Here is a 17,816-nt window from a genome sequence, read left to right on the forward strand (position 1 = left end):
TGGCGATCGGCGTTTGAAGGGTGCCGACGACTGTCGTGACCGTGGCAAGCGCGATCGGCCTCCGCCCGGTCGGTCAGCTCGTAGGCAGGACAGGGCGGCGTGTCGATCGGCAAGGGCGTGGAAGCGGCGGATTCGCGCCGACCGACGGCCGGCGCGGACGACTTAACGCCAGGTGCCGTCGACGTAGACCCACACTTGACCCTGGCGCCGCCAGTATCCAGGTACCCACCTGCGCCCGGGGCGGCGGGCGACCCAGCGCCCGGACACCCATATATAGTGGCCGCGCTGCCAGCGCCAGTAGCCGTCGGTCCAGACATAGCCGTGCGGCCGTGGAGGCGGCGGCCGGCGATCATGCCGCGGTGCAGGCGGCGCGAAGCCCGGGCGATCGGAATAAGGCGGCCTGCCGGGGCCCGGAGGCGGTCCGGGCGGCCGGTACCCGGGTGGGGCGGGCTGGGCCGAGACGGTACGCAGCCAGCCGCCGGTGGCGGCGAATGCGGCGGTCAGTCCGACGGCGCGCAGCAACGAGCGTCGATTCATGCGGGTCCTCTATATATGTAGTCGAAGCCGCCTTACATTAGCCCGCCGGTCCCGGAGCCGGGTTACGCGGGTCGTTAAGGCTGTTACCGCATGTCACGACGGCCCGGCGGCTGCCGGGGCGCCGCCGTCGATCTCCCCGTTGAAGTTGGCGCCGACGGCCAATGGGGTCGGCTACGGCCGCGCGGCCGAATGTTTACCGTTCAGTCGCTGCGTTTTAGGCGGCCAGGCCCAATATTTGAGATCAATTCGGGTAAAAATTACCGTTTTCGTGTGGTTCCATCGATTCCGCTTGTTGTTTCTATGCAACCGTCAAGACGATGACACGAAAGAATGGTGGGATGAAAGCCTCCAAAAAACATCCGTCAATAGGTCAAAAAAAGACGTTAAAACAAATACTTATAACGCGTCCCCACTTTCATTATTTCTAGTTCTGGAAAAGCTTATTTCTTTATTTGCAGATCGCGTCCCTAGGGTACACCCCTAAACTCACGGTTCCCAAACGGGCAACTATCCGGGCGCGGCCAGAAGGACCGATGGCGCTCCCGGGCGGTTGCAGACCGTTTATGAACAAGGTCGCGAGACCTGCCTCTTTTTAGAAGGGAGCTCCACGAATGAACAAGACTCTGATCGTTGCAGCAGCTGCAGCATCGTTCGCTACCGTCGCTCACGCGCAAAGCAGCGTCACGCTGTACGGCGTGCTGGACGCAGGCATCACCTACCAAAGCAACGTCCAGAACGCAGCCGGCCAAGGCAAGTCGCTGTGGTCGATGGGTTCGGGCATTGACCAGAGCCGCTTCGGCCTGCGTGGTTCGGAAGACCTCGGTGGCGGCCTGAAGGCGATCTTCACGTTGGAAAGCGGCTTCAACATCGGCAACGGCAAGTTCGCGAACAACAACGGCATGTTCAACCGCCAGGCTTTCGTCGGCCTGTCGAGCCAGTACGGCACGGTTACGCTGGGTAAGCAGTACGACTCCGTCCAGGACTACCTGGCACCGCTGACCGCAACGGGCTCGTGGGGCGGTACGTACTTCGCTCACCCGTTCAACAACGACAACCTGAGCACGAACGGCGGCTACTCGGCTAACAACACGATCAAGTTCGCAAGCGCGAACTACGCTGGCCTGCAATTCGGCGGCACGTACTCGTTCTCGAACAGCACGAACTTCGGCAACAACCGTGCTTACAGCGGCGGCGTGTCGTACCAGTACCAAGGCCTGAAGCTGGGTGCAGCTTACTCGCAAGCGAACAACCCGAACAACAACGGCACGGGCGCAGTTGACTCGTCGTCGGCTCTGTTCAACGGCCAAGGCCGCCTGCGCACGTACGGCGCGGCTGCTGCATACGCATTCGGCCCGGCGCAAGTTGGCGCAGCATGGACGCAATCGCGTGTCGACAACCAAGCTAACGGCGCGGCTACGTTCCACGCTGACAACTACGAAGTCAACGCGAAGTACAACCTGACGCCGGCGCTGGGCCTGGGCGCAGCGTACACGTACACGAACGCGAAGGTTGCTGGCGAAAGCACGCACTGGAACCAGTTCGGCCTGCAAGCTGACTACTCGCTGTCGAAGCGCACCGACGTCTACGCACAAGCTGTGTACCAGCGCGCTGCGAAGAACGGCGTTGGCGCATCGATCTACAACGGCGACGTCAACACGCTGCCGAGCTCGTCGATCAACCAAACCGCAGCAACGGTTGGTCTGCGTCACCGCTTCTAAGCGTGACGGCTGGGTAACCAGCTTCGCAGTATCGAAAAAGGCGCCTTCGGGCGCCTTTTTTTTCGCCCGCCGCATCGGCGATGCGGGCTGCGATGACGCTGCGTATCGTCCGGCCGCAAAAAAAGCGAGGCGCTGAGCCTCGCTTTTTGCTTGGTGTGCCGACGTGTGCGCTGCCGGCCGGCTGCATCAGCGCGTGTATTCGCCGTTGGCTTCCGGCTGGAACACGATCGCGGCGACCTTCATCAGCCTTTCGGCGCCGCTCGGCTGCAGCACTTTCACCAGTTGACCGCGTTGCGTGCCGAGCAGCGCCATGCCGACCGGCGAGAACACGTTCAGGCGGCCGAGCTCGAGATTGGCGGCGTCCGGATAAACAATCGTCCAGGTGGCCTGTTCCTGGGTCGCTTCGTCGAGCAGTGTGATCTGCGAGTTCATCGTGACGACGTTTGCCTTGATGGCGTCCGGTTGCACGATATCTGCGCGCTCGAGCAGCGTGTCGAGCATCGTCTGGAAGCGCGGGTTGTGTTCGGCGTGCTTCTCGAGGCGAGCAACGTCGAGTTCGGTCAACTGGTAAAGGCGTTGTTTCATGGCAGTTCTCCAAATGATCGGCATGGGGCAGGCGGAGCGCGCCTATGGGGATCGCCCGGAGCCTGTCTGACCTGGCTCCGGGAAGGAGACCGAGCCGTCAGATCAGGCGCCGGGCAGGCGCGAGCGGCGCCTGGGCCGTGCGTCGAGCGAGGGGATGCGCCGGCTGGCCGGCGCGCATGCGCACGCCGACCAGGCCAGGCGGCGAAACCGAAGCGAGCATGGGCGCGTGCATGGTGAATGGGGTATCGAGAGGTGAATAAAACCTTACGATTCTACAACACAACCTTCCGGATCGGTGCTTCGGTTGTCGGCCTTTCGTCAGGCATTGTTGTGAAAATGATTTAAGTAATAGCGATCGCGCACGGTGACAGCGGTCGATTTTTTCCGAAAATGCAACGCTGTATGTTCAAACCAAGGGTTTCCCCTTGGTATCGCCAGCACTACACTTGATCCATCGCTTCAGACAGTCCCGCCGGGAGCGACGTCAAAAGAGAACATATTTCGGAGGTCCACCATGAAGTCGATCATCTACGCAGCGATCGCTGCATCCGTTCTTGCCGCCCCGATCGCATCGTTCGCACAGTCCGAGCAGGGCTTGACTCGCGACCAGGTTCGGGCCGAGCTCGTGCAACTCGAACAGAACGGCTACAAGCCGCTCGCGAGCGATTCGCAATATCCGGACAACATCCAGGCCGCGGAACAACGGATCCAGCCGAACCAGCCGATGCTCGCCCAAGCCGATACGAGCGGTTATGGTGCGGTGGCGACGGGCGCAGGCCAGTCGGGCCGCCGCATGACGCATGAAGCCGCGAATCCCGTGAACTCCGTCTACTTCGGCAACTGAACATTCCCGGGTCTGCCCGAGCACAGCATGTGACCGACGGGACGCGCGCCGCTTGCGCGCGTCTGCGTCAGCAGAGCAGAACCTCCGTCGCCGCATTCCGGCGGCTTTTCCGCCCAGACGCTCGCGCGTTTGGGCCTTTTTCGCTGGGACGGATCAGGCGGACGTGACCGTCGGGGTGCCGTGGATATAGTGTTCCAGTTGGCTGATCGTGAATTGCTGGTCGGCAATCACGCTCTTCACGAGGTCGCCGATCGAGATCAGGCCGATCAGCTTGCCGTCCTGGATGACGGGCAGGTGGCGCATCCGGTGCTCGGTCATCAGTGCCATGCACTCGTCGGTGGATTGCGACGGTTCGACGTAGCGCACCTTGGCCGTCATGATTTCCTCGACGCGGGTGGCTTTCGACGAACGGTCCTGCAGCACGACCTTGCGCGCGTAGTCGCGCTCGGTGACGATGCCCGCGATGTCGTCGCCGTCCATGACCAGCAATGCGCCGATTCCCTTTTCCGCCATCAGCTTGATGGCGTCATAGACGAAATCGGCTTTCTTGACGGTGTAGATCGTGCGGCCGGAATCCGGCTTGGCTTTGAGAATTTGCGCGACAGTCGTGCTCATTTGCTTTCTCCGTGTGCGGGACGATGCAGCGAAGGCAGGGCGTGATGCGCGGCACCCGACGGGCCCAGTATAGCCGGGCCTGCTGCGGCAGTCGCGTGACGTTTCCAGATTAGCGGTAAACTCCGGTCACGCACTATCCACACAACTCCTACATTCCAGATCGTTTCGATTGAATTCATGATGTCTTCGCGTCCCCAATCGCCCACGCAGGGCAATGGCCAGGCAGACGAGTGCGTGACGCTCGTCGCCACCGCGTCGCTGCCCACGCGCTACGGTACGTTCACGTCGTACGCTTTCCGCGTATCGGGCAGCGATGCCGAACATCTTGCGCTCGTGATGGGCGACGTCACCGGCGAGCAGTCCGTGCTCACGCGGCTGCATTCCGAATGCCTGACCGGCGACGTGTTCGGCTCCTTCCGCTGCGATTGCGGCGAGCAGCTCGATCTCGCGCTGCGCTACATCGCGGCGGAAGATCGCGGTGTGCTGCTGTATCTGCGCGGCCACGAGGGGCGCGGCATCGGCCTGAGCAACAAGATCCGCGCATATGCGCTGCAGGAGCAGGGGCGCGACACCGTCGAGGCGAATCTCGACCTCGGCCTGCCCGACGACGCTCGCGAATACGATTCGGCCGCCGCGATCCTGCGGATCCTCGGCGTGACGTCGGTGCGCCTGATGAGCAACAACCCGAAGAAGTTCGACACGCTCGTGAAGCACGGGATTCCCGTGTGTGAACGCGTGGCGCTCGCAGTGCCCGTGCGCGAGGAAAACGAGCGTTACATCCGGACCAAGCAGGTCAAGTTCGGGCATTACTTCGAAGAAAACGAATAATCGCGTTCGACGCGTGGGCGCCCGATCGGGCGTCGCGCTCATTCCGTGAACGCCGGGCGGGACGATGCGTCCCGCCGCATTCGATTCCCGTCGCCGGTTCTCGCGACTGTCGCCGCTGGTTGCCGGCGCAGCTGACGAGCGCGATTGCTTCATCCCTCCGCTTCGCCTTCGAGCTCGCTCCTGCGTTACGAGAACGGTGTGCGCGGCCCGATGCACCCCATACCTTCTGCACATCCCGATCACGGTTGATCCGCCATTGAAGATAGAAACCGAACGTTTGACGTTGCGTCGCTGGCGGCCGGGCGATGCCGGTGCGCTGGCTGCAATGCACGCGGATCCCGATGTGACCGCGTGGCTGGCGCGTGGCCCGATGTCCTTCGATGAGGCGGAGGCCGTCATCGCACGCTTCGAAGCGCATTTCGACGCGCACGGTTTCGGTGTGTGGGCGATCGAGCGCCGTGCGGATGGCGCGCTGATCGGGCTCTGCGGGTTGTCGCGTGAAGTTCGTGACGAGCATCCGATGGCGCCGTGCGTCGAGATCATGTGGCGCCAGGCCCGCACATCGTGGGGGCATGGCCATGTCGCGGAAGCGGCCGCTGCGGTATTGGTCGACGGGTTCGGCCGGGTGGGGCTCGGCGAGATCTTTGCGTGGACGGCTGCTGCCAACCAGCGATCGCAGCGTGTTGCGCAGCAACTCGGGATGGCGCGGCAACCGATGCGCGATTTCGAGCATCCTGCGTTGCCGCCGGGGCATGCGCTGCGACCGCATGTGGTGTTTGTCGCGCACGCAACGCCCGTTCGTCCGGATGATTACGTCAGCGCGTAACGTGCCCCGGTCACGCTTGCCCGCTCACGCCACCTCGCGTTCTGCAGCACGATCCGGTAGCCGTCGGCGTCCTCGAACGTCTGTCCGCACGCATCCCAATATTGGATTGAACGATGTCGCCCGCATGAAGCCGTGCGCGACTGCGCGTGCGCACGCGGCTTCCCATGCCGGGCGGTCGGGAAGATAGAAGACGATCAGGTCTTCGGGTGTCGGCGACGGGGCAACCGGATGCGCCGGACAGTGCGTGAATTCAAAGTGGTAGTCGAGTTCTTCGCGTCCGGGCATCACGCCGGAGAAACCGTCGTGATCGTCGAAGCGCGCTAGCACTGCTAGCTCGAATGCGTCGCGGTACATGTGCTCGGTTCTGGCGAGGTCGGCGACGGGGCGGGCGATGCGCAGGTGGGTGTGCATGACGATGTCGGCTGGGGTGAGCGATTCGTCGATGCCGCCGGGCAGGCGCGGGGGCGCTGCTCGCACGGGGCTTTGATATGTCCCCGATAAATTATCGCAGGCAAGAAAAAGCCCGCTACTGGAGCGGGCTGAATCCATGTTTGGAGACATGGAGGAGACGGATGTAACTTTAAGGGAAAACCCGAGGGATGGCAAGCCCTAGTTGTAATTGTGCAACGCAGCGCGCCTTGAGCTGTCCTGACCAGGCTGGTGCTGCACGCCATCCAGCTGTCGCGGGCGTTCCACCGTGTCGTGCCGAACAGCCGCCGCACCGTCGCGTATCCGCGGAGCCGCCGCCGGTCCTACATTGCGCCTGCCCGCGCGTGCGCGGCAAACGCGCCGAACCGCTCCTGCGCAACCGGCACCGCGTACTTGTTGCGCATTTCCGTCTCAATCCACGCGCAGGCCTCGCGCGCGCAGTCGGTCAGCGCATGCCGTGTCGTGTGTCCGTCGATGTCGTAGACGAAGCGCACGCCCACCTCGTCGTCGGCGACTTGCCGTTGCAGCTGATTGAGCTGCAGTTGCGGCCCGTGTCGCTGCGACAGCGCGCGCAGCTCGTCGAAGTGATATTCGAGCCAGTCGGCAAAGAACAGCGCGTCGCTATGGCAGCGCAGACGGAACGCCGCACTACGCGACGGACGCTGCGCGCCGCCGCCCGTGGCCTGCGGCTCGCCGTTTGGCGCGATGGCCGCATCGACGGGCGCAAGCGGCTGCCCGGTCTGCCGGTACGGTTTGCGGTCGCGCAGTGCGTGCCACAGCAGTTCGTCGCCGGCGGCACCGGACGGCTGCATCGTCAGGTCGCGCCGGCCCTCGCCGACAGCGGCGACGTCGCGGATCACGAGGCGCAGCGAGCAGAGCGGCTCGTCCGCTACCAGCAGCGTCGCCGTGCGCGGCAGCCCGCACACGAGCGGCGCGGCGCCGGCGGCCCGGAACACGAGCCCGCGGCGATCGAGCCGCACGAGCGGCAGCGGCCGCGCAAACGACGGGTAGGCGACTGCGATGCGGGCGCCGCCGGCACCCGTCAACCCGGGCATCATCGCGCGAAAGACCTGAGACTGGTCCACGGTGGTTCTCCTTCGTTACGTTGACGCCCGGCCGGACTACGCGCGTTCCGGCTCAGGCGGCGATGGCTTGCCGGGCAGCCCGTCCCGGCTCGATTCCCAGTGCGGCAAACGTTTGCGGATCGATGTCGATCCAGCACGCGACAACCAGACGACCGTCCACCTGTTTCGGGGGACCTGCCCGGTGCGCGTGCACGCCGATCCGGCGGAACAGCCGCTCCATGCTCGCGAACGTCACGCCGATCAGCTGCCGCGCGCCCCGTTGCGCCGCGCATTCGACGACCGCGGCGAGCATCGGGCGGACGGCCCACTCGGCATTGCCCGGACCGCCTTCGTCGTCGCCGGTCGCCGCGAACCGCGACAGCTCCCAGACGGCAGCCGATTGCGGCAGTGCGACGTCCGCGGCGATCAGGTCGGCGAACAGCGACTTCAGCAGATACGGGCGGGTGGTCGGCAACAGGCGCGCACATCCGCACACTTCGCCGCCGGCGTTTCTCGCGAACACGTAGACGGTATCGTCGCGATCGAACTGGTCGCGCTCGAAACATTCGTTCGCCGACGGGAGCGCCCAACCGAGCTGTTCGACGAACACATGGCGCCGATAGCGCCCGAGATCCGCTGCAAGTTCGTGTGGTAACCGCCCTTCATCGTGAACGAAGGTCCGCATGGTGTCCTCGGATCGGTACTTTGGTATGCCCGCATTACATCGCGCGTCCCGAGGAGGCGGTAACTGGTAACTCTTACAGGGTGATGGCGCGCCGACACCATTCGACCGGTGGTAACGGTTTCTTGATCGGCGGGATTGAAATACCGGCGGCTTTTGCTTATAAAGAGCGCCAGTCTTGCGGAAATGTCAGACGAAAGCGCGGCCGGTTGTCACTGGAGCACGGGACCGGCATGATAGACGTCGTTGCGACCGAGCAATGCCGACGCAACCGCGGCCGGCCAGTCGATGTGTGCGAGCCGCGCGGCGAGCACGGCGGCGGTGCGGAACATGCCGAGGTCGGCGCCGGTGGCGTCGACGGCCATGATGTTGCTGCGGACGTCGCCGCCCGCGATCGCGAACGTGCCCGTCGCGCGCTCGAGATACCAGTCCCAGCCGACCGTCAGGTACGCGAGGCCGGCACTGGCCGGGCGGTGCCATTCGGTGTAGCCGGCCAGGCGCGCGTCGACGGCGCTGTCGCGTAGCTCCGCGAGCAGCGATGCATCGAGGCCGCTCGCGACATGGTCGAGCGCGAGCGCGGCCAGCGCGCTTTCGGACAGGCGCACGTAGCCGTCCGGAGACGGGCCGCGGACCGGGTGCAACAAAGGTGAAGTCATGCGCGGAATGTATCAGCCCCGAACCGGCGCTGGCACCTGACAGGTATGACAGCGTAACGTTGTCGGAGAATGAATGGAACTGCGCTGGCAGGATGCCTACCAACAATTCAGCGCCGCGGCAGACGAGCAGCAGCTCTTCCAGCGGATCGCCGCTTATTCTAAACGCCTCGGCTTCGAATATTGCTGTTACGGCATTCGCGTGCCGTTGCCCGTGTCGAAGCCGGCCGTCGCGATCTTCGATACCTATCCGGACGGCTGGATGGCCCACTACCAGGCGCAGAACTACATCGAGATCGACTCGACGGTGCGTGACGGCGTGCTCAGCACCAACATGATCGTCTGGCCGGACGTCGACCGGATCGATCCGTGTCCGCTGTGGCGGGACGCGCGCGACCACGGGCTGTCGGTGGGCGTCGCGCAGTCGAGCTGGGCGGCGCGCGGCGCGTTCGGGCTGCTGAGCATCGCGCGTCATGCGGACCGGCTCACGCCGGCCGAGATCAACATGCTGACGCTGCAGACCAACTGGCTCGCGAACCTGTCGCATTCGCTGATGAGCCGCTTCATGGTGCCGAAGCTGTCGCCCGAGGCGAGCGTCACGCTGACCGCGCGCGAGCGCGAGGTGCTGTGCTGGACGGCCGAAGGGAAGACCGCGTGCGAGATCGGCCAGATCCTCAGCATCTCGGAGCGCACGGTCAACTTCCACGTGAACAACATCCTCGAGAAGCTCGCCGCGACCAACAAGGTCCAGGCGGTGGTCAAGGCGATCTCGGCCGGGCTCATCGATACGCCTTGACGCGGCACCGGCGGCGGGGCGGTCGTGCCGAGCCGGCCGCCTTTGCGCTCACTCCATCATCGGCTCCGCTTCCTTCGCGGTCCAGCTCACGCTGGAAATGCTCTTCTCCATGCTCATCCGGCTCGCGATCTGCTCGAGCTTCTGCTGATCCTTCGGATGCAGCTTCAGCGTCGCGGTCACCTTCAATCGGTCCGGCTGCTCGGGCACGTCCTCGCTCGTCAGGCTCTGGAACGACAGCGGTTTCGCATACATCGCATTCGACAGCAGCGTGCGGATGTGTACTTCGTCGGCGGCGAGGCAGATCACGGTGATCTGGTATTCGCGCACGAGGTCGGCATTCGACACGGGTGTCGCGTTGATCGCCTGGCTGACGCCGCGCAGCACCGTGTTGGTGAGCAGCACGACGCCCGTGCCGGCCAGGGCCGGCACGTAGTGGCCGGAGCCGGCCAGCACGCCGACGGCGGCCGAGCACCACAGCGTCGCGGCCGTGTTGATGCCCTGGATCGAGCCCTTGTCGCGCATGATCACGCCGCCGCCGAGAAAGCCGACGCCCGACACGACGTAAGCGGCGATCTGCGTGACGCCGGCCACGCCGTTGCCGGTCAGCACGCCGAGCGTGACGAACAGGCAGGCGCCGCTCGCGACGAGCGTGATCGTGCGCAGCCCCGCCGTGCGTTGCCGCATCTGGCGTTCGAGGCCGATCGCGACGCCGCAGGCGAACGCAGTGAAAAGACGGAGTGCGAAATCGAGAGTCATGATGGTCCTGCCGTGCCAAGTGCGCATGCCGGCCCGCGGCGCGGCGGCGCGAAGCCGAACGCGGCACGATGGCCGTCATCGCGCGGTACTGTACCGCGCGGATGCGTCATTCAATGTGAAACGGGTGGCGTGCGGGCTCGCGGAACGCGAGCCGCGGCAGGAGAACTGCGGCGGACAGGCGTTCAGGCGGCAAGCGGCGCACGCAACGGAGTGCTGCAACTGTCCACGATGGTTCCTGAAGGAAGAATGGGCGGCATTCTAGTGGGCCGCGCGCGCAGGCGTCAACCCGCCTGGCGGCCGGCCGGTGGTCACTGCGACGGTGACTGCGACGCGCCGATCGTCCCCGTCGCGAGCGCGAGCGCGGCGGCGGCCGACAGCGCGCCGGCGTAGCTGTCGACCTCCGCGTTGCGGGCCGCGAGCAGCTGGCTTTGCGCGATCGTCGCATCGGTGACCGAGCCGACGCCGTTGCGGTACGCGGTCAGTGCCGCGTCGTAGCTCGTCTGCGCGGCATCGACGAGCGCCTTCGCCGCGTCGTGCGACGCGAGGCTCGTCTGCACCGCGTTCTGCGCGGCGACGACCTGGCGGACGGCCTCCTCCTTGGTCCGCGTGAGGCGCGCGGATGCGCTCTGCGCATCGTTGCGCGCCTGCATCAGCACCGCCGAGCGCAGGCCGCCGTCGTACAGCGGAATCGTCACGCCGAGGAACACGCCGCCGCCGTAGTGGCTGCCGTTCAGGTTCACCGTCGGAGCCTGGTCGCCGATAGCGGGCAGCGCGGTGATCGCCGTGCCGCCGCTGGCGTAGGACGTCGACGCCGACAGGAAGATCTTCGGCATGAACGCGGCTTGAGCGGCCTTGATCTTCGCGCGGTTGGCCTGCTCGAGCGCATAGGCGCCCTGCAGGTCGGGGCGGCGCGCGATCGCGTCCGACACGATCGCGTCGACCGACGACGCGAGCGCGGGCGGCAGCGCTCGCCTGGGCAGCGCGGCGATCGACGGTTTCGACAGCGGCGAGATGCCGAGCGCGGAAACCAGCGCGAGGTAGCTGTCGCTTTCCGTGCCGTTCGCCTGGACCAGCGCGAGGTTCGCCTGTGCGCGATTCTGCGTCGCCTGCGCGAGTTCGACGACGGTGCCGACGCCTTGCCTGAGCCGTGCGCGCGCCGCCGCGAGAATCGCGTCCGCGTTCGCCAGGCCCTGCTGCGCGCTGACCGCGCGCGAGCGGGCGGCTTCGTAACGGTAATACGCGACGGTCACGTCGTGGATCACCTGCTGATGCACGGCCGTGAACGCGACGTTCGACGCGACCGACGCCTGTTCGGCCGCCTCGACGCGTGCGGCGCGGCCGCCGAAATCGAACAGCAGCCATTGCAGCGACAGCGCCGAGATCGTGCCGTGCACGGTCGTGTTGCTCGACGAGTCACCGAGGATCGTCGACGTCGAGCCGTGACTCGCCTGGTACGCGCCCATCGCGGTCGCGGACAGGTTCGGCAGGTACGCGGCCTTCGCGATGCCGACCGCGAGCGCCGCGTTGCGCGCGTCGTTCCACGCGATGCGGGTCAGCGGGTTCGTCGATTCGGCGAGATCGATCAGCTCGGGCAGCGTGTATGGATGCGCGGCATCGAGCGCGGCCGGCGGCGACACCGATGCGAGCGCGGGCGAGGCCGGCAGCGTGTAGTCGTGCGGCGCACGTTGCGCGGATGCAAGCGGTGGCGCCGGCACGATGTCGCCGGCGGACGACGTTTGCGGCTGCCACGGGCGGTCGGGGGCCTCCGGCGCGAGATCGACCGACGACGTGGCGCAACCGGTCAGCGCGATGGCGGTCGCGAGCGCGGCGGCGGCGATCGATGCGGCCGGCGGTTCAGGGACGCGCATGAGGGGCAGGCTCCTTCGGGGTGTCTGGGCGCGCGGCGTCGGCGATGTGCGCGAGCCGCGTGTCGATCAGGTTCAGCAGCGCGTCGCGTGCAGGGTCGGTGGAAGTGGCGGCCAGCGGCGGGGCCGGCACGGCTGCCGTCGACGACGGCGGCGCCGAAGCGGCGTCGGCAGTCGGGGCGTCGTCGCGCAGTTCGACCACGCGCGCGAGGTGCGCGCCGATCGCCGCATCGCCCGGCGTGCGCTCGGCGAGCAGGAACAGCGGGCCTTCGAGCGCGCCGAGCTCCGCGAGCGCGCGTCGCCGGGTGGCGAGCCACGTGGCGGCCGGCCGCACCCACGATGGTTCGTAATGGATCAGGCTCAGCTCCTGCGCGATCGCGCCGTGGCGCGCGAACGCTTCGGCGGCGAGCGTGCGGCGTTCGGCCGGCTGCACGACCTGCGCGATACGGCGCCATTGATCGAGCAGCGCCGCGAACGCGACGTCGATCTGCTTGCCGATGCTGACGGGCCAGATGCGCGTGAACACGAGATACACGACGACGTTGCCGAGCAGGATGCCGATCGTGCGATCGCGCGCGAGCGTCAGGTCGAAGCCGGGGCCCGCGCCCTGGATCACGCACAGGAAGAACGCGAACGCGACCTGGAAGCCCGCGTACGCAATGCGCGGCGAACCGAACGCGACCCACGCGGACAGCCAAGCGCCGACGAACACGAGCGCCATCAGCTCGCCGATCGACGACAGCGCCGGCACGACGAACACGAGCGCCGCGGTCCCGATCAGCGCGCCGACGATGCAGCCGGCGATCCGCAGCGTGAGCTTCTCGACCGTTTCGGCCGTCGAGCCGAGCGACACCATGTAGCAGGTGATGAAGCAGGTATGGATGCCCGACCAGTCGAGCTGCGAGTACAGCAGGTAGCAGAACATCGCCGCGACGGTCGTCTTCAGCGCGTAGCGGATGTGGTCGGGGTTGGTGCGCGCGTCCGGCAGGAAGAAGCCGCCGCGCGGCGCGGCGGGTGCGTTGGCGGTTGCAGCCGATGCGTCGGGCGGAGCCGCCGTCGGTGTGGCCGATGCGGCAGCGACGGCAGATGCGGCCGATGCGGCCGGTGCAGTCGCTGCAGTCGATTCAGCAGGTATGGCCGGCTCGGCGAACTGCGTGATGGCCGTGTGCAGATCGGCTGCGACGACGCGCGCGAGCGGCGGCAGCGTATCGGCCGGCGGCAGCGCCAGCGTCACGTCGACCGGATAGCCGCCTTGCTCGAGGATGCCGGCCATCTCGTCGAGTGTCGCCGCAGCCGGTTCCGCGAACGCGGCGGGCAGTCGCGCGTCCGGCTCGCGGTCGGCGAGCGAGACCGCGACGAGCAGCGCGGTGCTCGACGCGATGGCTTGCCGTACCGCGGGTGCGTCGGCGGCGGGCGTCGACCCTTCGAGCGTCGACAGCTTGAGCCACGTGAGCAGCTGCTTGTCGCCTTCGCGCAGGCTCGTGTCGAAGGCCGCGCGCGCGTCCTCGTCGCCGCGCAGCCGCTGCGCGGCGATCCGCAGTCGTTTCGCGAGCTGCGCGAGCGCGAGCTTGCGCGGCGAAGGCGCGATCAGCAGGTTGACGACGATCGCGACGCCGACCGGAATCGCGACCATCAGCCATGCGTAGAGCAGCGCACGCGTCGCGGCTTCGCCGACCGGCGCGAGGCCGAGCTGGTCGAGCCCGAAGCCGACGATCATCGCGAGGATCGCGCCGACCGGGCGCAGCTTGCTCGCCGACGTGAGGTACAGCAACCCGGCCGACAGCACGGCCATGCACGCGACGCGCAGCACCGAATAGTCGATGCTGAAGATCGCGACGCCGATCACGAGCGCGATCACGAGCGTGATGAGCAGCAGCATCGCGACCGCGAGCACGACGCTCGTCACGCGGTCGGCGCGGTTCAGGAAGAACACGACGTATGCGGAGATCGCGGCTTCCGGCGTACCGTAGCCGCTCGTCACGAGCACGACGAGCGCGCAGATCAGTGCGACCCGCGCGGCCATCGCGGCGCGCCCCGGAAACGGCGCGAGCAGTCGCAGGACTTCGCGCGGGCCGGGCGAGCGGACTTCAGCGGCAGGCTGAGCCATGCCGGACCTCGACGATCGCGCTCGCGCCGACGCGCACGAGCTTGCCGTCGGGTTCGTCGAGCTTCACACGCACCGGGAAGCGCTGCGCGACATGTACCCAGTTCACCGAGCGCTGCACGATCGGCAGCGCGCGCGGCAGGTTGATGCGGTCGCTGTCCGAGATGCCCGCGCCGATCCCGACGACCTTGCCCGTCAGCGGCCGGCTGCGGTCGATCATCGAATAGACGGTCGCGCAGTCGCCGACCGCGATGCGGTTCAACGACGTTTCGCGGAAATTGCCGACGGCGAACCATTCGCTCGCATCGATCAGCGTGAAGATCGACTGGTTCGGCGCGAGGGTTTCGCCGGCAAGCACGGTCAGGCCCGTCACGAGCCCGTCGTGCGGCGCGCGCACCACCGTGTCGTCGAGCGCGTGCTGCGCGCGGGCGAGTGCGGCTTCGCGTGCGTGGAGCGTGGCGATCGCATCGGCGTCGTCGCCGATCGTCTGCGCGGACGCTCGCTGCTGTTCCTGCGCCTGCGCGAGCGACACGGCCGCGTCGCGCTGTCGGACCTTCGCCTGGTCGAACTGCTGCGCGCTGACGTAGCCCTGCGCCGCGAGCGGCGCGAGCCGGTTCACGTCGCGCGTCGCGAGATCGTGATTCTGCGTCGCGCGCTTGACCTGCTCGGCGGCGACGGCTGCGTTCGAGCGCTCGCCGATCAGCGACCGGCGGCGCGTGTCGAGCGACGCGCGCGCGAGTTCGAGGTCGGCCTGCGCCTGCGCGACCGTCAGCCGGTACGGCACCGGATCGATCTGATACAGCAGGTCGCCCTTTGCAACGCGCTGGTTCTCGTGCACGGCAAGCTGCACGATGCGGCCGCCGATGGGCGACGCGACGTGCACGACGTCCGCGTCGATCGACGCGTCGTCGGTGGACGGGTAGGCCGTCGTGCGGTGGTACGCGTATGCGAGCGCGGCGATGCCGAGCGCGACGATCGCCAGCGCGATCACGCGGCCTTTCGTGGACGGGCGGGCGGTGCCGGCGGCCTTCATGCGAACGGCCCCGTGCCGGTGAGCCACACGATCACGGCGACCACGAGCCCGATCGCGGTGCAGACGGCGAGCTGGTAGGGCACCGTGGCGGCCCAGCCGGTCGCGACGAACACGCGGTGCGCGACGATCGCGCCGACGATGCCGACGATCGCGCTGACGAGCCAGAGCGGGAAATACGCGCCGAACAGGACGTACGACGGTGCGCCGCGCGACGTGCAGCCCGCGAGCGGCAGGGCGGGCGCGAGGACGGCGGCGACGCGCAGGGGCGCGCGCGGCGTTGTTTTTCTCATGGTGTGACGAGCTCGACGTTGGGGGGGGATGCCGGGCGCGGCGCAAGGCGGTTCGTCGCCGCGACGACGATTCCGCGATACGGAGCCGATAATAAATCAGCGCGATGCGGACCGCCAGCGATGCGGCGTGCATCGGTTGCATGCGGCAGCAGCCCGGCGGGCCGCCGCACCCACCGCACCCGTGACCGGTCGTGCCGGTCGGTATCTGTGTACCATCGTGCGAAGGGCGCGGCGCGTGGCGCGGGGCATGACGAGACCTGGCGTCACGGTCCCGTCCGACGCGCGGCGCGGAAGCGGTATCGCAACGAGGACGAGTATTCCATGCGAAGTTTCTTTGTCCGGTTCATCGCAATCGGCGTGGTGTTCCATTTGTATGTCGGGCTGCGGATCATTCCCGACGCCTTCGCGTCGCCGCTCGCGCGCACGATCGCGGCGCTCGTGCTGGCGAGCTTCGTCGTGCTGATCCCGGTCGGCATGTTCTCGCGCCGCTTCGACGAAGGCTGGGCCGCGACGCTGGTCGGCTGGCTGGGTTCGATCGCGATGGGTTTCTTCTCGTCGCTGCTGGTGCTGACATTCCTGCGCGAGCTGGTGCTGCTCGGCGTCGTCGTCTGGCGGCATCTGGGGCACGACGGCGCCTGGAGCGGCGCGGCATCCGACACGGCGCTCGGCGTGCTGGCGGGCGCGGTGCTGGTCAGCGCGCTCGGATTCGTCGGCGCGCGCCGTACGGCGGCGGTCAAGCGCGTGTCGATTCCGGTCGACGGGCTGCCGGCCGCGCTCGACGGGCTGACGATCGTGCAACTGTCGGACATTCACGTCGGGCCGACGATCAAGCGCCCGTATATCGAGCGGATCGTGCGCGCGGTCAATGCGCTCGAGGCCGATCTCGTCGTCGTGACGGGCGACGTGGTCGACGGCTCGGTCAAGCGGCTGCGCGAACACACGGCGCCGCTCGGCCGCATGCAGTCGCGGCACGGCAGCTTCCTCGTGACGGGCAACCACGAGTACTACGCCGGCGCGCACGCATGGATCGACGAGTTCCGGCGGATCGGGTTGACGGTGCTGCTCAACGAACACGTGCTGATCGAACACGACGGTGCGCGCGCGGTGCTCGCCGGCGTCACCGATTTCACGGCGGGCGGGTTCGATCCCGCGCATCGCAGCGATCCCGAGCAGGCGCTGGCGGGCGTGCCGCACGACGTCGCCACGAAGATCCTGCTCGCGCACCAGCCGCGCAGCGCGGAAGCGGCGAGCCGCGCCGGTTTCACCGTGCAGCTGTCCGGCCATACGCACGGCGGGCAGTTCCTGCCGTGGCCGCCGTTCGTGCGCCTGCAGCAGCCCGTGATCGGCGGGCTGAACCGGTTTGGCGCGATGTGGCTCTACACCAGCCGCGGCACCGGCTACTGGGGGCCGCCGAACCGCTTCGGCGTGCCGTCCGAGATCACGCTGATCCGCTTGACCCGCGGCCGCTAGCGCGCCGGAATGACAGCGCATGGCGTCGCGCGTCGCCGTTGGCTACCATGCAGACGTGGTTTCCCCGCACCGTTCATTTGCTGCCTGATCGCGACATGTCGACGCCCGATCTTTTCGCCGATTCGCCCGTGCCCGACGTGGACTGGTACCCGGACTGGCTCGCGCCGGCCGACGCCGATCGCGTGCTGGCCGCGCTGATCGACGAGGTCGCGTGGCGGCAGGACACGATCCGCACGCCGCGCGGTCGCATTCCGCTGCCGCGGCTCACCGCGTGGCAGGGCGAGCCCGACGCCGTCTACGAGTATTCGGGGATCCGCAACGTGCCCGCGCCGTGGACGCCGGCCGTGCTCGACCTGAAGCGCGCGGTCGAGGCGACCTGCGGCGCGCGATTCAACAGTGTGCTGCTCAATCGGTATCGCAACGGGCAGGATAGTCTCGGCTGGCATGCCGACAACGAGCCGGAGCTCGGCGACGCGCCGGTTATCGCATCGGTGAGCCTCGGCGCAATGCGCGTGTTCGACCTGCGTCATCGTGCGACCGGCGTCGTGCACGCGTACCGGCTGACACACGGCAGCCTGCTCGTGATGCGCGGCCGCACTCAGGCCGAATGGCAGCACCGCGTGCCGAAGGCGCCGGCCGTGCAGGGTGAGCGCGTCAACCTGACGTTCCGGCGGGTGGTGTCGGCGGGAAGCGGCCGGTAGCGGCGGGAGATGCCGACCGG

18 protein-coding genes and 1 pseudogene are annotated in these 17,816 nt (G+C 67.3%); 7 read left to right on the forward strand and 12 right to left on the reverse strand.

Annotated elements, in window-relative coordinates; translation table 11 throughout:
* Positions 1 to 162 precede the first annotated feature (162 nt).
* Positions 163 to 537: a hypothetical protein gene (locus U4Z64_RS00220; RefSeq protein WP_321818890.1), complete on the reverse strand. Its 375-nt coding sequence runs from the start codon at positions 535 to 537 to the stop codon at positions 163 to 165.
* A 611-nt stretch (positions 538 to 1,148) separates the two neighbouring features.
* Between U4Z64_RS00220 and U4Z64_RS00225 the strand changes: the two genes are divergently transcribed.
* On the forward strand, positions 1,149 to 2,255 hold the full coding sequence (locus tag U4Z64_RS00225; protein ID WP_044846708.1) for a porin: 1,107 nt from the start codon (positions 1,149 to 1,151) through the stop codon (positions 2,253 to 2,255).
* 186 nt (positions 2,256 to 2,441) lie between these two features.
* Here U4Z64_RS00225 and U4Z64_RS00230 read toward each other — a convergent pair whose 3' ends face one another.
* A complete protein-coding gene (locus tag U4Z64_RS00230; protein ID WP_044846709.1) occupies positions 2,442 to 2,840 on the reverse strand; it encodes a GreA/GreB family elongation factor in 399 nt (132 codons plus the stop codon).
* Between the two features lie 514 nt (positions 2,841 to 3,354).
* Between U4Z64_RS00230 and U4Z64_RS00235 the strand changes: the two genes are divergently transcribed.
* Positions 3,355 to 3,684 (forward strand): DUF4148 domain-containing protein, encoded by a 330-nt coding sequence (locus tag U4Z64_RS00235; protein WP_044846710.1) that lies wholly within the window; start codon positions 3,355 to 3,357, stop codon positions 3,682 to 3,684.
* A gap of 153 nt (positions 3,685 to 3,837) precedes the next feature.
* Here U4Z64_RS00235 and U4Z64_RS00240 read toward each other — a convergent pair whose 3' ends face one another.
* Positions 3,838 to 4,299: a CBS domain-containing protein gene (locus tag U4Z64_RS00240; RefSeq protein ID WP_044846711.1), complete on the reverse strand. Its 462-nt coding sequence runs from the start codon at positions 4,297 to 4,299 to the stop codon at positions 3,838 to 3,840.
* 177 nt (positions 4,300 to 4,476) lie between these two features.
* Here U4Z64_RS00240 and ribA point away from each other — a divergent pair, with 177 nt between their 5' ends.
* Together ribA and U4Z64_RS00250 are read left to right on the forward strand one after the other, a co-directional pair.
* Positions 4,477 to 5,127, forward strand: coding sequence for a GTP cyclohydrolase II (gene ribA, locus U4Z64_RS00245; protein WP_044846712.1), 651 nt, complete (start codon positions 4,477 to 4,479; stop codon positions 5,125 to 5,127).
* A 256-nt stretch (positions 5,128 to 5,383) separates the two neighbouring features.
* Entirely contained in the window at positions 5,384 to 5,953 is a 570-nt protein-coding gene (locus tag U4Z64_RS00250; protein WP_321818891.1) for a GNAT family N-acetyltransferase, read from the forward strand.
* On the opposite strand, the pseudogene U4Z64_RS00255 reads toward U4Z64_RS00250, so the two are convergent.
* The 4 genes and pseudogenes from U4Z64_RS00255 to U4Z64_RS00270 form a co-directional block, all read right to left on the reverse strand.
* Positions 5,938 to 6,364 (reverse strand): annotated as a pseudogene (locus U4Z64_RS00255) (VOC family protein). The gene U4Z64_RS00250 and the pseudogene U4Z64_RS00255 sit on opposite strands and share 16 nt — an antisense overlap.
* A 341-nt stretch (positions 6,365 to 6,705) precedes the next feature.
* Positions 6,706 to 7,467: a hypothetical protein gene (locus U4Z64_RS00260; protein ID WP_321818893.1), complete on the reverse strand. Its 762-nt coding sequence runs from the start codon at positions 7,465 to 7,467 to the stop codon at positions 6,706 to 6,708.
* Between the two features lie 52 nt (positions 7,468 to 7,519).
* Positions 7,520 to 8,131 (reverse strand): acyl-homoserine-lactone synthase, encoded by a 612-nt coding sequence (locus tag U4Z64_RS00265; protein ID WP_124488193.1) that lies wholly within the window; start codon positions 8,129 to 8,131, stop codon positions 7,520 to 7,522.
* Positions 8,132 to 8,340: 209 nt separating this feature from the next.
* Positions 8,341 to 8,784, reverse strand: coding sequence for a DUF4902 domain-containing protein (locus U4Z64_RS00270; RefSeq protein WP_044843158.1), 444 nt, complete (start codon positions 8,782 to 8,784; stop codon positions 8,341 to 8,343).
* Between the two features lie 73 nt (positions 8,785 to 8,857).
* Between U4Z64_RS00270 and U4Z64_RS00275 the strand changes: the two genes are divergently transcribed.
* The gene (locus tag U4Z64_RS00275) at positions 8,858 to 9,577 is read left to right on the forward strand and encodes an autoinducer binding domain-containing protein (RefSeq protein WP_321818894.1); all 720 of its coding nucleotides are present in this window, start codon (positions 8,858 to 8,860) and stop codon (positions 9,575 to 9,577) included.
* A 48-nt stretch (positions 9,578 to 9,625) separates the two neighbouring features.
* On the opposite strand, the gene U4Z64_RS00280 is transcribed toward U4Z64_RS00275, so the two are convergent.
* The 5 genes from U4Z64_RS00280 to U4Z64_RS00300 form a co-directional block, all read right to left on the reverse strand.
* Entirely contained in the window at positions 9,626 to 10,333 is a 708-nt protein-coding gene (locus U4Z64_RS00280) for an MgtC/SapB family protein (RefSeq protein ID WP_044843160.1), read from the reverse strand.
* A gap of 308 nt (positions 10,334 to 10,641) precedes the next feature.
* Complete coding sequence (locus U4Z64_RS00285; protein ID WP_321818895.1) at positions 10,642 to 12,201, reverse strand: TolC family protein; 1,560 nt, start codon at positions 12,199 to 12,201, stop codon at positions 10,642 to 10,644.
* On the reverse strand, positions 12,188 to 14,305 hold the full coding sequence (locus tag U4Z64_RS00290; protein WP_321818896.1) for an FUSC family protein: 2,118 nt from the start codon (positions 14,303 to 14,305) through the stop codon (positions 12,188 to 12,190). Before U4Z64_RS00290 ends, U4Z64_RS00285 begins: the two co-directional genes overlap by 14 nt.
* Positions 14,286 to 15,335: a multidrug transporter subunit MdtN gene (gene mdtN / locus U4Z64_RS00295; protein WP_321818897.1), complete on the reverse strand. Its 1,050-nt coding sequence runs from the start codon at positions 15,333 to 15,335 to the stop codon at positions 14,286 to 14,288. The genes U4Z64_RS00290 and mdtN overlap by 20 nt, the downstream gene beginning before the upstream one ends.
* The gene (locus U4Z64_RS00300) at positions 15,332 to 15,625 is read right to left on the reverse strand and encodes a hypothetical protein (RefSeq protein WP_124488186.1); all 294 of its coding nucleotides are present in this window, start codon (positions 15,623 to 15,625) and stop codon (positions 15,332 to 15,334) included. Before U4Z64_RS00300 ends, mdtN begins: the two co-directional genes overlap by 4 nt.
* A gap of 321 nt (positions 15,626 to 15,946) precedes the next feature.
* On the opposite strand from U4Z64_RS00300, the gene U4Z64_RS00305 reads away from it, so the two are divergent.
* Together U4Z64_RS00305 and U4Z64_RS00310 are read left to right on the forward strand one after the other, a co-directional pair.
* A complete protein-coding gene (locus U4Z64_RS00305; RefSeq protein ID WP_321818898.1) occupies positions 15,947 to 17,095 on the forward strand; it encodes a metallophosphoesterase in 1,149 nt (382 codons plus the stop codon).
* 95 nt (positions 17,096 to 17,190) lie between these two features.
* On the forward strand, positions 17,191 to 17,796 hold the full coding sequence (locus tag U4Z64_RS00310) for an alpha-ketoglutarate-dependent dioxygenase AlkB (protein WP_321811605.1): 606 nt from the start codon (positions 17,191 to 17,193) through the stop codon (positions 17,794 to 17,796).
* Positions 17,797 to 17,816 lie beyond the last annotated feature (20 nt).

Origin of the sequence: Burkholderia sp. BCC1996, assembly GCF_905339955.1 — a bacterium.
Taxonomy (GTDB): Bacteria; Pseudomonadota; Gammaproteobacteria; order Burkholderiales; family Burkholderiaceae; genus Burkholderia.

What these genes read in the sequence shown, in the direction of transcription:
- U4Z64_RS00230 (WP_044846709.1), bottom strand. Translation starts at nt 2,840, where the DNA reads ATGAAACAACGCCTTTACCAGTTGACCGAACTCGACGTTGCTCGCCTC.
- U4Z64_RS00225 (WP_044846708.1), top strand. Translation starts at nt 1,149, where the DNA reads ATGAACAAGACTCTGATCGTTGCAGCAGCTGCAGCATCGTTCGCTACC.
- U4Z64_RS00220 (WP_321818890.1), bottom strand. Translation starts at nt 537, where the DNA reads ATGAATCGACGCTCGTTGCTGCGCGCCGTCGGACTGACCGCCGCATTC.
- U4Z64_RS00240 (WP_044846711.1), bottom strand. Translation starts at nt 4,299, where the DNA reads ATGAGCACGACTGTCGCGCAAATTCTCAAAGCCAAGCCGGATTCCGGC.
- U4Z64_RS00270 (WP_044843158.1), bottom strand. Translation starts at nt 8,784, where the DNA reads ATGACTTCACCTTTGTTGCACCCGGTCCGCGGCCCGTCTCCGGACGGC.
- U4Z64_RS00235 (WP_044846710.1), top strand. Translation starts at nt 3,355, where the DNA reads ATGAAGTCGATCATCTACGCAGCGATCGCTGCATCCGTTCTTGCCGCC.
- U4Z64_RS00265 (WP_124488193.1), bottom strand. Translation starts at nt 8,131, where the DNA reads ATGCGGACCTTCGTTCACGATGAAGGGCGGTTACCACACGAACTTGCA.
- U4Z64_RS00275 (WP_321818894.1), top strand. Translation starts at nt 8,858, where the DNA reads ATGGAACTGCGCTGGCAGGATGCCTACCAACAATTCAGCGCCGCGGCA.
- U4Z64_RS00280 (WP_044843160.1), bottom strand. Translation starts at nt 10,333, where the DNA reads ATGACTCTCGATTTCGCACTCCGTCTTTTCACTGCGTTCGCCTGCGGC.
- U4Z64_RS00310 (WP_321811605.1), top strand. Translation starts at nt 17,191, where the DNA reads ATGTCGACGCCCGATCTTTTCGCCGATTCGCCCGTGCCCGACGTGGAC.
- U4Z64_RS00305 (WP_321818898.1), top strand. Translation starts at nt 15,947, where the DNA reads ATGCGAAGTTTCTTTGTCCGGTTCATCGCAATCGGCGTGGTGTTCCAT.
- ribA (WP_044846712.1), top strand. Translation starts at nt 4,477, where the DNA reads ATGATGTCTTCGCGTCCCCAATCGCCCACGCAGGGCAATGGCCAGGCA.
- U4Z64_RS00290 (WP_321818896.1), bottom strand. Translation starts at nt 14,305, where the DNA reads ATGGCTCAGCCTGCCGCTGAAGTCCGCTCGCCCGGCCCGCGCGAAGTC.
- mdtN (WP_321818897.1), bottom strand. Translation starts at nt 15,335, where the DNA reads ATGAAGGCCGCCGGCACCGCCCGCCCGTCCACGAAAGGCCGCGTGATC.
- U4Z64_RS00285 (WP_321818895.1), bottom strand. Translation starts at nt 12,201, where the DNA reads ATGCGCGTCCCTGAACCGCCGGCCGCATCGATCGCCGCCGCCGCGCTC.
- U4Z64_RS00300 (WP_124488186.1), bottom strand. Translation starts at nt 15,625, where the DNA reads ATGAGAAAAACAACGCCGCGCGCGCCCCTGCGCGTCGCCGCCGTCCTC.